The 12,913-nt window shown below is 68.5% G+C and carries 12 protein-coding genes; 7 read left to right on the top strand and 5 right to left on the bottom strand.

Going from position 1 to position 12,913, the window contains the following annotated elements:
* Positions 1–69: 69 nt before the first annotated feature.
* From ABD210_RS23090 to ABD210_RS23080, 3 genes are read right to left on the bottom strand one after another with little or no spacing between them, the layout of a single operon-like run.
* Positions 70–1,272, bottom strand: a complete 1,203-nt coding sequence (locus tag ABD210_RS23090; RefSeq protein ID WP_344114062.1) for a M20 metallopeptidase family protein — start codon at positions 1,270–1,272, stop codon at positions 70–72.
* On the bottom strand, positions 1,269–1,763 hold the full coding sequence (locus tag ABD210_RS23085) for an ankyrin repeat domain-containing protein (RefSeq protein ID WP_344114061.1): 495 nt from the start codon (positions 1,761–1,763) through the stop codon (positions 1,269–1,271). The genes ABD210_RS23090 and ABD210_RS23085 overlap by 4 nt, the downstream gene beginning before the upstream one ends.
* The gene (locus ABD210_RS23080; protein WP_425552719.1) at positions 1,760–2,680 is read right to left on the bottom strand and encodes a 5'-3' exonuclease; all 921 of its coding nucleotides are present in this window, start codon (positions 2,678–2,680) and stop codon (positions 1,760–1,762) included. The genes ABD210_RS23085 and ABD210_RS23080 overlap by 4 nt, the downstream gene beginning before the upstream one ends.
* An 827-nt stretch (positions 2,681–3,507) precedes the next feature.
* On the opposite strand from ABD210_RS23080, the gene ABD210_RS23075 reads away from it, so the two are divergent.
* Complete coding sequence (locus ABD210_RS23075; RefSeq protein WP_344114058.1) at positions 3,508–3,948, top strand: Lrp/AsnC family transcriptional regulator; 441 nt, start codon at positions 3,508–3,510, stop codon at positions 3,946–3,948.
* Between the two features lie 107 nt (positions 3,949–4,055).
* Here ABD210_RS23075 and ABD210_RS23070 read toward each other — a convergent pair whose 3' ends face one another.
* Complete coding sequence (locus tag ABD210_RS23070; RefSeq protein WP_344114056.1) at positions 4,056–4,388, bottom strand: DUF4288 domain-containing protein; 333 nt, start codon at positions 4,386–4,388, stop codon at positions 4,056–4,058.
* 62 nt (positions 4,389–4,450) lie between these two features.
* Between ABD210_RS23070 and ABD210_RS23065 the strand changes: the two genes are divergently transcribed.
* The gene (locus tag ABD210_RS23065; RefSeq protein ID WP_344114055.1) at positions 4,451–4,606 is read left to right on the top strand and encodes a hypothetical protein; all 156 of its coding nucleotides are present in this window, start codon (positions 4,451–4,453) and stop codon (positions 4,604–4,606) included.
* 65 nt (positions 4,607–4,671) lie between these two features.
* Here the strand turns inward: ABD210_RS23065 and ABD210_RS23060 are convergent, their stop codons facing one another.
* Positions 4,672–6,138 carry a KamA family radical SAM protein gene (locus tag ABD210_RS23060; protein ID WP_344114053.1) on the bottom strand — a complete coding sequence of 489 codons (1,467 nt, stop codon included), beginning with the start codon at positions 6,136–6,138 and terminating at the stop codon, positions 4,672–4,674.
* Between the two features lie 216 nt (positions 6,139–6,354).
* Here ABD210_RS23060 and kdd point away from each other — a divergent pair, with 216 nt between their 5' ends.
* The 5 genes from kdd to kal are packed head-to-tail and all read left to right on the top strand — an operon-like array spanning position 6,355 to position 11,748.
* The gene (gene kdd / locus ABD210_RS23055; RefSeq protein WP_344114052.1) at positions 6,355–7,377 is read left to right on the top strand and encodes an L-erythro-3,5-diaminohexanoate dehydrogenase; all 1,023 of its coding nucleotides are present in this window, start codon (positions 6,355–6,357) and stop codon (positions 7,375–7,377) included.
* Between the two features lie 3 nt (positions 7,378–7,380).
* On the top strand, positions 7,381–8,982 hold the full coding sequence (locus tag ABD210_RS23050; protein ID WP_344114051.1) for an amidohydrolase: 1,602 nt from the start codon (positions 7,381–7,383) through the stop codon (positions 8,980–8,982).
* Entirely contained in the window at positions 8,979–10,607 is a 1,629-nt protein-coding gene (gene kamD, locus ABD210_RS23045; protein WP_344114050.1) for a lysine 5,6-aminomutase subunit alpha, read from the top strand. The genes ABD210_RS23050 and kamD overlap by 4 nt, the downstream gene beginning before the upstream one ends.
* A complete protein-coding gene (kamE, locus tag ABD210_RS23040; RefSeq protein WP_344114049.1) occupies positions 10,604–11,362 on the top strand; it encodes a lysine 5,6-aminomutase subunit beta in 759 nt (252 codons plus the stop codon). The genes kamD and kamE overlap by 4 nt, the downstream gene beginning before the upstream one ends.
* The gene (gene kal / locus ABD210_RS23035) at positions 11,359–11,748 is read left to right on the top strand and encodes a 3-aminobutyryl-CoA ammonia lyase (RefSeq protein ID WP_344114047.1); all 390 of its coding nucleotides are present in this window, start codon (positions 11,359–11,361) and stop codon (positions 11,746–11,748) included. Before kamE ends, kal begins: the two co-directional genes overlap by 4 nt.
* Positions 11,749–12,913: the final 1,165 nt, after the last annotated feature.

Genomic DNA, 12,913 nt, shown 5'->3' with positions numbered 1-12,913 from the left:
GTGGTGACACCAGGTCCGGGCGGAGCGCCAGCGGCACGCGCAAGGCGGCATACCGCCGGGACGACGGAGTCAGCTGATGCCGCGGGAGAGGCGGCGTACTGCTAGTTCGGCGAGGAGCGCGGCTCCGTCGGCGAGGACCGAGTCGTCGAAGTCGGCGAGCGGGGAGTGGTTGTCCGCGGCGTGGTGCCAGTCGTCGGCACCACAGGCGCTGAGGTTGACGTAGGCGCCGGGGACTTCGTTGAGCACGAACGACATGTCCTCGGCGCCGCACTCGGCGTGCGCGCGTTCGCGGAACCGCTCGGCGCCGAACAGGTCGACGATGGCCTGCCGGGCGAAGACGAACTCGGCCTCGTCGTTGACCGTCACGGGATAGCCGACCCGGTAATCCACCTCCGCGGTGAGCCCATGGGCGGCCGCGAGGTTCTCGACCAGCCGGACGCTCGCCTCCCGCACCTTGGCGCCGGTCTCGGGGGAGAACGTCCGCACGGTCGCGTCGAAGAACGCGTCGTCGGGAATGATGTTCTCCTTGGTGCCGCCGGCGATCCGTCCCACCGTCAGCACCACCGGGTCGAACACGTCGAACTGCCGCGTCACCATCGTCTGCAGCGCGATCACCATCTCGCACGCGACCGGGATCGGATCCTTGCCATGGAACGGCTCTGAGCCGTGCGCGCCGGCACCGACCACCCGGACGCTGAGCTGATCCGCCGCCGCCATCACCGGACCTGGCTTGCTGTTCCACATCCCCAGCGGATCACCCGCGGACTGAACGTGCAGGCAGTACGCCGAGTCGACGCGGCGCCCGGCGACCTCCAGGAGGCCTTCGTGGATCATGATCGGCGCCCCACCGGTGGTCTCCTCACCCGGCTGGAACATGAACACCACGTCGCCGGTGAGCTGGTCCCGCAGTTCGTGGAGGATCTTCACCGCGCCGACGAGTCCCGCGACGTGCAGGTCGTGGCCGCAGGCATGCATCAGCCCCGGATGGGTCGACTTGAACGGTACGTCGACCCGCTCGGTCACAGGTAGCGCGTCCATGTCGCCGCGCAGTAACACGACCGGACCAGGGCCACCACGGCCCCGCAGTACGGCGGTGATCGAGGAGAGTTCTTTGCCCAGCGTGATCTCGAGGTCCAGGTCTTCGAGGGCCTCGAGGATCAGCGCCTGGGTCTTGGGGAGGTCGAGATCGTACTCGGGAACCTGGTGGAGCGCTCTCCGGAGCGAGATGATCTCGGCCGCATAGCGCTGCGCCAGTTCCAGAGTCGTCGTCACGCGTTCCCCTCCAGGAGGGTGATCAGTTCGGTTTGCTGGAACATCCGCGCGGTGTCGATCGCGTTCGGCGCACCGGCGCGCGGGTCGGCCCCGGCGGAGAGCAGGATCCGGACGATCTCCGGCTCAGCTTTGAACACCGCGCCGGCGATCGGCGACTGACCCCGGTCGTTCAGCCGGTTCACATCGGCGCCGCGATCGGCCAGCAGTTGCACGGTGCTCGGCTGACCGTTGTATGCGGCAAGCATCACCAAAGTGTTGCCTGCGGCATCGGTCATGTCGACCGGTGTGCCGCCGTCCAGGTAGGCGGCCAGTCGCTCGGCATCGCCGTTGCGGGCAAGATCGAACACGAAGTGCGCGATCTCTGTCAGCTTCTCGTCGTCGCTCTTGCCCTGGTCGCCGGTGCCCTGGTCGCCCGTGCCTTGGTCGCCTGCGTCCTGGTTGCCTTTGCCGTGGTCGCTCATGTTCTGTTCGCTCCCGCCTTCGTCGCTCATGTCTTGGGCCCCAGGTTCAGCGCGGTCATCACCCGCTGCGCGCTACCGCCCAGCTCGAGTAGTTCGACGAGGTCGAGCCACCGCTCCGGGTCCTTCACCTCGGTCGGCAGTGTCGCGTCGAACGACCCGACCGGCGCATCCGTGGCCACCGCGACCACCTTCGGCGCCACATCGAGGTAGTCGCTCGCGTCGAGGATCTTCCGCTTCACCGACGCCGACATCGGCGTACCCGGATCGGCCGCCGCCTTCCTGATCGCGTCGAGGTCGCCGTACGCGAGGATCAGCGAGGCCGCGGTCTTCTCGCCGATGCCCTTCACCCCGGGCAGCCCGTCCGACGCATCCCCGCGCAGCGTGGCGAAGTCGGCGTACCGGCTGGCTGGGATCTCGTACTTGGCGAGCAGCGCCTTCTCGTCGAGCACGTCCGCCCGCCCGACGCCCTTCGCGGCCGTGTAGATGATCCGGATACCGCGCGAGTCGTCGATCAGCTGGAACAGATCGCGATCCCCGGTGACGACGTCGACCGGCATCGCGGCGCGATGCGTCAGCGTGCCGATCACGTCGTCCGCTTCGTGATCAGCCGCCCCCACGATCGCGATGCCGAGCGCCTCCAGGGTCGCCCGGATGTACGGCACCTGGACCTCAAGCCGATCCGGCACATCCTCGACCTGGTCGCCGGCGGCGGTGACGAACTCGACCCGCTGCGCCTTGTACGACGGGATCAGCGCAACCCGCCAGGACGGCCGCCAGTTGTCGTCCCAGCAGGCGACCAGGTGCGTCGGCCGGTGGTTCTCCGCCAGCCGCGCGATGAAGTCGAGCAGCCCGCGGATCGCGTTGGTCGGCGTACCGTCGGCCGCCTTCATCGTGTCAGGCACGCCGAAGAACGCACGGAAGTACAGCGACGCGGTATCCAGCAGCATCAGCCGCTGCGGAGTCTCAGCCATGAGCCGATGCTTTCACAGGTCACCGACAGAGCAGGAGTGGTACGCCCCCGACCCGCGGCCCCGCCCCGACCCACCCGGGCGCGTCCCGCGGCCTCGCCCCGACCCACCCGGGCGCGGCTCCTCCGTCGCCGCTCGCGATCGCGGATCCGCGGCGAGCTGCGGCGGACCGCCGGCACTCACCATGCTCGGGTTGGCGAGCCGGCACACGCTCAAGTCCGGCTAGGCGAGGAGTTCGGGCCGGGGTTAGTGAGTGTTGGCGGTCCGCCGCACTGCCTGCGGCTCGACCGTCGCCGCTCGCGATCGCGGATCGGCGGCGAGTTGCCGGTCGCGGCGGACCGCCGGCACTCACCATGCTCGGGTTGGCGAGCCGGCACACGCTCAAGTCCGGCTAGCCGAGGAGTTCGGGCCGGGGTTAGTGAGTGTTGGCGGTCCGCCGCACTGCCTGCGGCTCGACCGTCGCCGCTCGCGATCGCGGATCCGCGGCGAGTTGCCGGTGCCGGCGGACCGCCGGCACTCACCATGCTCCGGTTGCCGAGCCTGCACACGCTCAAGCCCGGCTGGACCTGGAGCTAGGACCGGGCTTGGCGAGTGCTGGCGGTCCGCGTTGTCCGGCTCCACATCAGGGGTTACCCACCGAGCTTGTGGGTTGACCCATCGGAATATCGGGGGCCAACCCACGATCTCGGTGGGTAACCCCCGGCGCAGACCCCGGAGACCGGGGAGCTCGCGGCAGCTTCGGGGGCCGTCTCAGGGGCGGTGCAGGATGCTGTCGCGGGGCGTGTTGTGGCAGTAGGGTCTGCGGAATGGAGGAACTGGACCGCAAGATCGTCGCGTTGCTGGCGTCTGATGGGCGGATGAGTTTTACCGACCTGGGGAAGGCGACCGGGCTGTCGACCTCGGCGGTGCACCAGCGGGTGAAGCGGTTGGAGCAGCGCGGGATCATTCAGGGTTACGCGGCAACTATCGACCACGCGGCGCTGGATCTGCCGCTGACTGCGCTGATCTCGATCCGTCCGATCGACCCGTCCCAGCCGGACGACTCGCCGGAGCGGCTCCGCGAGGTTCGCGAGATCGAGTCCTGCTACTCGGTGGCCGGTGACTCCAGCTACGTCCTCATCGTGCGGGTCGCGACGCCGGCTGCGCTGGAGAACCTGCTGGCCGTGATCCGCGCCCGCGCCAACGTCTCCACCACGACCACGATCGTCCTCAGCACCCCGTACGAACGGCGTCCCCCGGCGTTCTGACCCCACGATCCGGGTAGGACCTGTCACCTGCGGCGCCGATTCGAGCACGTCGGCCAAGACAAATCACCCGTGGCTTAGACCAGCCGGCCATGCGGACAGGCTTGGGCTCAGGTCTGGCCGACCTCGCGCTGGTACTCGGCACCCGTGTCGAAGAAGGCGTCGAGGTAAGCGTCGGGAGCGAGGTCGCTGCCTCGGATCAATGAGTAGACCTCTGTTCCGGAGCCGACAGCCGTCATGTCAGCGCCCAGGAAGAAGGACTGCGCGAGGCCGAGGTAGACGGCGTCGATGTCCGCGGCATACTCGGCCGCCTCCTCCTCGGCGAGCTCGATGGCGGCGTCGAAGCTCGGCGCCTCCCAGAGCAGGATCCGCTCCTCATACGGTGAGTCGTCGGCCCGGCCCTCCAGATGCTGGAAGACACACCTGACGCTGTACCAGCCCATCGCAGCCCCCTGGATCCCTCGGCAGCACGTGCTGCCACCACGACGCTAGCGTCCTCCTCCGCTTGGCGCTGTTCGCCTTTCCCACGGTGGGAATCGACGACGTCTTCATCCAGCGCGTGCTGGCCATCGCAACGACACCGGAGTCGCCGCCCTTGCTCCGCAACGTCTTGCTGGACAGGCCGACCGAACCCAGCGCTTCATCGAGGCCGGACGGCTGAACACCCCAGCGCATCCCCGCTAGTGCCCTGACCCCTGTGCAATGACACTAGCGGGAGACCTGGTGTCAGCTGATCTGCAGGAGTTTCTGGGACTCAGCCGCGTCGCGGGAGGCGGCTGCTTGGGCGGCGGCCTTGGCGATCGAGTCGCCCGCATGCTGCTTCCACCAGCCCTGGCCGTCGGCCGGCAACGTGTCGATCGGGTCGTAGTACTCGTAGGTCCGGTTGAGCGCCTCCGGGTCCTGCTGCTCGATTCCGGTCCGGTAGTTCTTCTTCCAGTACGAGATGCCGCGCACCTCGTCGTAGTCGGACAGCTGGTGGACCCAGCGCTTCCCGACGTACGGCACGTCGCAAACGATGCGGGGGGTGGCGAAGCCGGGCAGGTAGCCGAGAATCCCGTGCTGCAGCTGCTGAGCCTCGCGAACCGAGACCCGCCAATGCTCGGAGAACGGGATCATGTCGCACATGTAGAAGTAGTACGGCGTGATGGTGGCTCCGTCGAGCAGCGCGAAGCACAGGTCGAGTAGTTGCGGGACCGAGTCGTTCACGCCGCGCATCAGGACGCCCTGGTTGCGCACGTCCCGCAGGCCGGCCTCGAACATCGCCTTCGTCGCCTCGGCCACCAGCGGGGTCACCGACTGCGCAGCGTTCACGTGGGTGTGCATGGCAACCATCACGCCGCGCCGACGGGCAATCGAAGCGACCCGCTCCACACCAGCTCGTACGTCGTCCGACAGCCAGTGCTGCGGCATCCCCATCAGGGCCTTCGTGGCCAGCCGGATGTCGCGGATGTTCTCGATCTCCAGCAGGCTGGTGAGGAAGGTCTCCAACCGCGGCCAAGGCATGTTGGCCACGTCACCGCCGGAGACCACCACGTCGCGGACGCCCGGCGTACGGCGGAGGTAGTCGAGCATGTCGTCCAGACGCTGCTGCGGCTTGATCGTGAACTTCAGCTTGTCGATCACCGGCGTGGAGTTGCCGACCAGGTCCATCCGGGTGCAGTGACCGCAGTACTGCGGGCAGGTCGGCAGGATCTCGGCCAGAACCTTGGTCGGGTATCGGTGGGTCAGCCCCTCCGTGGCCCACATCTCGTGCTCGTGCAGGGAGTCCCGGGTCGCGTGCGGATGGGACGGCCAGTCGCTGCGGCGGTCGGTGAACATCGGCAGCATGTAGCGCCGGACCGGGTCGGCGTAGAAGGCCTCTGAGAAAGTCCCTGCGTAGTCGGCGTTCGGCACGATCGTGTTCAGCATCTGCGGCGGCAGGAGCATCGACATGGTCGCGCGCTCGGCCTGGTCGCGCTCGAGGTCGGCGTAGACGCGGTCCTCGAGCAGGGCTCCCATCACGTCGCGCAACTGCTTGACGTTCTTCACGCAGTGCGAGCGCTGCCATTGCACTGACCGCCACTCCTCGGCGGTGACGTCCTTCCACCCAGGCAGCCGGGTCCAGTCGGGTTCGACGAGCTCGGCCCGGTGATACGCGTACGGCTGGCCTGCCAATGCTTCGGCGGTCAGCTCCGGGCTGATCAAATCGGTCACGCGAGTCCTCCAGGGGCTCCACGGGTGGTGGTCTCATGTGAGGATAGCGATAGAACTTCCCTCAGATGCAACAGTATGCCGCAAGATTTCCTCTCAAATCGTCATTTACTAGTATATTGCCCGGCTCACCCCCGAGCCGCGACCGTAGGAGGCCCCGTGCCGAGCAGCCCCGGATCAGCGCCACGCAGTGCTGGCTCACCCGTCGGACTCCACCGCGTGCTCGAGCCCGCCGGCGTGTTGCCGCAGGCCGCCCGGCGTCTCGACGCGAGCCCTGAGCTGTGGCCCGACGAGGTCCGGATCTCGGTCGAGCGGCTCAACCTCGACGCGGCCTCCTTCCGCCAACTGGCCGAAGCCCACGGCGGGGATGGCGAAGCGGTGAAGCGGTCGGTGCTGGGAATCCTGGCCGAACGGGGCAAGATGCAGAACCCGGTGACGGGCTCGGGTGGGATGCTCGTCGGCGTGGTCGACGAGGTCGGGCCGGACTCGCCGCTCGGCGTACAGAAGGGTGATCGCGTCGCGACGCTCGTGTCGCTAACGCTGACGCCACTGAGGATCACGGACGAACTGCGGAAGTGGGATGGGCGGAGCGAGCAGGTTCCGGCCGCGGGGCACGCGATTCTGTTCGCGCGGTCGATCGTCGCCAAGCTCCCGGACGACCTGGCGCCCGAGCTGTCGCTGGCCGTCATGGACGTCTGTGGTGCGCCTGCTCTGACCGCCCGAGTGGTCGCCCAGTATGTCGACAAAGGCATAAAGCCTGTCGTGTCAGTAATTGGCGGCGCAGGTAAGTCCGGCTCGCTGTCCCTGGCCGCTGCCCGTCGGGCCGGTGCTGCGAGGACCATCGGCATCGTGCCGGTTCAGGCCGAGAAGGATCGGCTCGAAAGCGCTGGACTGGCTGAGGTCGTGGCCCTCGCCGATGCTCGCGATCCGGTGGCACTCGCGGCTGCTGTCGAGCAGGCCGGGGGACCGGCCGACATCACCGTGGTCTGCGTAGATGTGCCCGGGTGCGAGCACGGCGCAGTACTGTCAACCGCCGCCGGCGGCACGGTGATTTTCTTCTCGATGGCCACGTCGTTCTCTGCGGCAGCGCTGGGTGCAGAGGGCCTGGCCGCGGACGTGACGATGCTGGTGGGCAACGGCTATGTGCCCGGTCACGCCGACTACGCGACCGAGCTGCTGCGGTCGGAGCAGGGTGTCCGGGAGCTCTTCGAGGGCAGGCTGAAGGCTGAGGGGCAGGATTAGCCTGTGCGCACACTTCTGACGAACGGTTCTGTCTACTCACCCGCCGATCCCCACGCGACCGCGATCGCCTTCGACGACGGCGTGGTCACCTGGCTCGGCGACGACACCAGCGCGGCGTCGTACGCGAACGGCGCGGACGAGGTGATCGACCTGCGGGGCAAGCTCGTCACGCCGGCGTTCGTCGATGCCCACGTGCACACAGCGCAGACCGGCGCACTCCTGACCGGCCTCGACCTGGCCGGCACTGCGAGCCTGACCGAATGCCTCGACCGCCTCGCGGCCTTCGCCAGCACGCTCGGACCGGATGCGGTCATCGACGGCTCCGGGTGGGACGAGACCAAGTGGCCCGAGGGCAGGCCGCCGACTAGCGCAGAACTGGATCGAGCCGCCGAAGGCCGTCGCGTCTATCTATCCCGGGTCGACGGTCACTCCGGCGTCATTTCCACCGCCCTGGCCGCCGCCGTACAAGGTCACGATGGCTTTGACGAGAGTGGTCGGGTCGAGCGGGACGCCCACCACGCAGTACGGGACGCGTTGAGCGAGCTGGTTGGTCCGGAGCAGCGCCTGGCGGACGCACGCGCAGCGGTGAAGGCCATGGCACAGCGCGGCATCGGCGCCTTCCACGAGATGGCCGCGCCGCACATCGGCCCACTTTGGGAGCTCCCGCTCGTCCGTCAGGCCGCCGAGGAGGCAGGCCTCGCCGCGACCTTCTACTGGGGTGAGCGCGGCGTCTTCGACAACGTCACCAAGTACGGACTCGCAGGCCTGGCCGGCGACCTCAACGCCGATGGCGCCCTCGGCTCGCGCACCGCCGCCCTGAGATCCCCGTACGCCGACCGGCCGGATCACCGCGGTCACGCCTACCTCACGGCCGACGAGATCGCAGAGCACGTGATCGCGTGCACCGAACACAACGTGCAGGCGGGATTCCACTGCATCGGCGACGCGGCACTCGACAACGTCGCCCGCGGCTTCGAGCTCGCCGCCGAGAAGGTCGGAGTCCAGGCCCTCGTCGCGGCACGGCACCGCCTCGAACACGTCGAGATGGTCGACGACGAGGCGATCGCGACGTTGGCCCGGTGCGGGGTCGTCGGGAGCGTCCAGCCGACGTTCGACGCTCTCTGGGGCGGCCCGGACGGCATGTACGCCGAGCGGGTGGGGGACCGCTGGCACGGCATGAACCCGTTTGGGTCGCTCGCTCGGGCGGGGGTCGTGCTCGCCTTCGGCTCCGACTCGCCGGTCACCGAGCTCGGTGGTTGGGAAGCCGTCCGCGCGGCCGCCTTCCACCACGAGCCGTCGCAGCGGATCACCGTGCGGGCTGCCTTCGCGGCGCACACGCGCGGTGGCTGGCGAGCGGCCGGGATCGACGACGCCGGAGTACTCGCGCCCGGGACGGCAGCGACGTACGCGGTCTGGCAGAGCGACGCCGACCTGGTCGTGCAGACGCCCGACCAGCGGGTCGCGGCCTGGTCGACCGATCCGCGCGCGGGCGTTCCGGTGCTGCCCGACCTGAGCCACCAAGCGCCTGTCCCGACTTGCTTGCGGACCGTAGTCGGCGGCCGCCTCGCGTACGACGCTGCAGACCTAGAGGGATGGACTCGATGACCCGCGCAGTGAAGAAGCTCGACCTCGATCCGGTCACCGTGCGTAAGGCCCGCAGCCTCGCGCGCAAGGCCGGCCGGCCGATCGTGAACATCGCCAAGCAACACACGACGGTTTCCGTCGAACGCGCCGTACTGCGCCTGGCCGGGCTCGCGGGTGCCGATTCCGAGGGCATCCCGTGGGTCAATCGGCTGGCGGACACGGTGCGCGCCGATATCGGCCTGGAGCACGGCCTCGCTCTGCCCGTGTGGGACGCGCTCGTCAGGGGCGAGGCGGAGGACCTGTCCGTGCTGGCGCAGAAGGCGGCGTCGGGATCGGTGAGGTTCCGCCTGCCGGAGGGGCGCGACGCAGTACGGGCTCGGGCGGCGGCTCGGAGGGCTGCGGCGGCCGGGCTCAAGCGGGTGGACGGGCGGCGGCGGGAACGGGATCGGTTGATCAAGCGGCACGGTGATCCCGAGCAACGGCCGTGGATCTACCTGATCGTTGCCACCGGCGACATCTACGAGGACATCCCGCAGGCCCAGGCGGCCGCTCGCGAAGGTGCCGACATCATCGCCGTGATCCGGTCGACCGGGCAGTCGCTGCTGGACTACGTGCCCGAGGGCGCGACTCGTGAGGGATTCGCGGGGACGTATGCCACGCAGGAGAACTTCCGCCTGATGCGGGCGGCCCTGGACGAGTCGTCGAAGGAACTCGGGCGGTATGTCCGGCTGACCAACTACGCGTCGGGCCTGTGCATGCCGGAGATCGCGACGCTGGCCGGGCTCGAGCGGCTCGACATGATGCTGAACGATTCGATGTACGGGATCCTCTTCCGCGACATCAACCCGATCCGGACCTTCGTGGACCAGCGGTTCAGCCGGCAGATCCACGCGCGCGCCGGGATCATCATCAACACCGGCGAGGACAACTACCTCACCACCGCTGACGCCGTCGAGGCCGCGCACACGGTGACGGTCTCGCAGTTGCTGAACGAGTACTTCGCCAAGGAGGCGGGGCTGGAGGACTGGCAGCTCGGCCTCGGGCACGCCTTCGAGATCACGCCGGAGATCCCGGATTCTTTCCGGCTCGAGCTTGCGCACGCGATGCTGGCGCGGCAACTGTTCCCGGATGCGCCGCTGAAGTGGATGCCACCGACCCGGCACATGACCGGGGATGTGTTCCGCGGCTACTTGCTCGACGGCTTCTTCAACCTGGTCGGGGCGATGACGGGCCAGGGCATCCTGCTGGTCGGCATGATGACCGAGGCAGTCGTCACGCCGTGGATCTCCGACCGCGACCTCGCGCTGCAGAACGTCCGCTACGTACTAGGGGCCGCAGGCAACCTTCACGAGGACTTTCACCCGGCACCGGACGGCTTCATCGCTACCCGTGCCCGGCAGGTGCTCGGGGAGTCGGTCGAACTGCTGGAGAAGATCGTCGACGACGGCCTGCTGAACGCCATCGGCGACGGCACCTTCGGTCTGATGAAGCGTCCTCAGGACGCCGGCCGCGGCCTCGACGGCGTCGCCCGCCGCTCCTCGGAGTACTACAACCCCGCCATCGAACTGCTCGAAGAAGTTGCGTCCGAAGAACCGGGGGCCCTGCCCCGCGCCTCTTCGGACGCAAGGAAGGGGAGGCGGCGGTGAGCATCGTCAGGCCGTATGGGGACACCACTGGCGACGGGATGGTGCAGATGTCGTTCACGCTGCCGGTTCCGCACGACAAGCGGGCCGAGGGCGCGGCGATCCAGCTCGCGAACAAGATGGGGATGGACCCGGCGCTGGTCGTGCACGCCAAGCCGGTGGGACCGGATTTCACCTTCTTCGTGGTGTACGGGCCGGTGAACCACCTGGTCGACACGAGCAAGGTCGAGGTGATCGAGCGGGACTACCCGCTGCTGTCGCCCAAGGACGCGAATCTCGCCATCCGCAAGGGGTTGCGTCGCCGGCTGACCGTGGTCGGTGCCTGCATCGGCACCGACGCGCACACCGTGGGGATCGACGCGATCATGAACATCAAGGGGTTCGCGGGGGAGAAGGGCCTGGAGTACTACCGGGAGCTGAAGGTGGTCAACCTCGGCGCCCAGGTCGCCGTACCGGAACTGGTCCGGCGGGCCAAGGCCGAGAAGGCGGACGCGATCCTGGTCTCGCAGGTGGTCACCCAGCGCGAGGCGCACCTACTGAACACCAAGGAGATGTCGGCCGCCTTCCGCGAGGCGTACTCCGAACAGACCCGACCCGTATTAGTTGCCGGTGGCCCCCGTTTCACCGAGCAGATGGCCGACGAGCTCGGCGTCGACCGGGTGTTCGGCCGCGGTACCACCCCCGGCGAGGTGGCCAGCTATCTCGTCGATGCCCTCGTCACCCGTCGCAAGCACGCACCATCCCGGAGAACTGCATGACAAAGGCAACTATCGGTCTGACCGTGACCCACCGCAGGTACATCCCGTACAGCCACGCGCACTACGCCGGCAACCTGGTCGACGGTGCCTATGTGCTCGGGCTGTTCGGTGACGTAGCAACCGAGGTGTGCATCCAGGCCGACGGCGACGAGGGCCTGTTCGCCTCGTACTCCGATGTGCAGTTCCTGCAGCCGTTGCGCGCCGGTGACGTTGTGGAGGTGAAGGCAACGATCTCCCGGGTCGGCAACCGGAGCCGCGAGATCGAGTTCGCGGCCACCGTCGTCTGTCGCGGACGCCCGGACAAGTCCGGGTCGGCCGCCGAGGTACTGGCCGAACCGCTCCAGATCACCCGCGCCACCGGAACGGTCGTCATACCAGCTCCGTGACGATTAGTTGCCCTGGGTAACGGTTACGTGGAGTGCTGAGACGGCTCTGTAACGTGACTCGGGTCACTGACCGTCGTTTTCCCAAATGCAGCAGGCGAAAGTGTTACAACGGCTTGAAGGAGCCGTCGGAGAGGTTGACACCATCGCCCTGAGCGAGCATCGTTTTGGGAGTCGTCATATCCCGTTTGTCCAACGGATCAAAGAAGTTCGGCCACCGGATGATCCCGCGACGCTGACCAGGCCAGTGCCAGGCTTGAGTCGACGGGGGCTGAGATCGCCGGTGGTTCGCCCCCCGCGGGGCAGAGGTGGAAGAGGCTCGGCGCCCAGTAGACAACAGCCGGGCGGCTCGCATCCAGCGGGTCGCCGGTTGGTCCGAAGGAGCGCCGAGCCTCTTTCCTCGCCCATCCCCGCTCACACCCGACGGCGGCTCGTCACACGCGCGCCGGACCGCCCCGCACCGCCCCGCCCCTCGCGCGGCTGCTTCCAGCGCCCGTGCTCGGCCCTCAGCTGACCCTCACCTCGGCCCTCAGCTGATCTCACCTCGGCCTCAGTTGACCTCACCTCGGCCCTCAGCTGACCCTCACCTCCGCCCTCAGCTGACCTCACCTCCGGCGCCGCGCTGACCCGCCGCCCCGACGAGCTGGGCCATTCCCGCCCGCCGCTCCTCGGCTGCTCGAGTGGAACCAGTCCCGCCATCGCTGCTTGGGTGGAACCAGTCCCGGCCGTCGCTGCTCGGCTCATCGAGTGGAACCACCGTGTCGTTGGAAACCGCTTACCGGCAGCAAGGTGCTCACAGTCGACGACACATTCCGCACACTCGACGGCAAATCCTCGCACTCGCGCAAGCCGCTATCCGGCGAACAACCCGGCAGCGGGACGGCCCAAAGCCGGTCGGCCCGGGTCGGGTCGGGTCGGGCCGGCGGGGTCGGCTGGCAGGGTTCTCGCCGACTGGCGCCTTGCAAGCCGCTATCGGTCGAGCAACCCGGCGGCGGGACGGCCCAGAGCCGGTCGGCCCGGGTCGGGTCGGGTCGGCGGGGTCGGCTGGCAGGGTTCTCGCCGACTGGCGCCTTGCAAGCCGCTATCGGTCGAGCAACCCGGTAGCGGGACGGCCCAGAGCCGGTCAGCCCGGGTCGGGTCGGGTCGGCGGGGTCGGCTGGCAGGGTTC

It is taken from the genome of Kribbella alba (assembly GCF_039529635.1).
Taxonomy (GTDB): Bacteria; Actinomycetota; Actinomycetes; order Propionibacteriales; family Kribbellaceae; genus Kribbella; species Kribbella alba.
Note: the sequence above shows the minus strand (reverse complement) of the source record. Positions and strands in the feature narration are given on the sequence as shown.

What these genes read in the sequence shown, in the direction of transcription:
- ABD210_RS23085 (WP_344114061.1), bottom strand. Translation starts at nt 1,763, where the DNA reads ATGAGCGACGAAGGCGGGAGCGAACAGAACATGAGCGACCACGGCAAA.
- ABD210_RS23080 (WP_425552719.1), bottom strand. Translation starts at nt 2,680, where the DNA reads ATGCTGCTGGATACCGCGTCGCTGTACTTCCGTGCGTTCTTCGGCGTG.
- ABD210_RS23075 (WP_344114058.1), top strand. Translation starts at nt 3,508, where the DNA reads ATGGAGGAACTGGACCGCAAGATCGTCGCGTTGCTGGCGTCTGATGGG.
- ABD210_RS23070 (WP_344114056.1), bottom strand. Translation starts at nt 4,388, where the DNA reads ATGGGCTGGTACAGCGTCAGGTGTGTCTTCCAGCATCTGGAGGGCCGG.
- kamD (WP_344114050.1), top strand. Translation starts at nt 8,979, where the DNA reads ATGACCCGCGCAGTGAAGAAGCTCGACCTCGATCCGGTCACCGTGCGT.
- kal (WP_344114047.1), top strand. Translation starts at nt 11,359, where the DNA reads ATGACAAAGGCAACTATCGGTCTGACCGTGACCCACCGCAGGTACATC.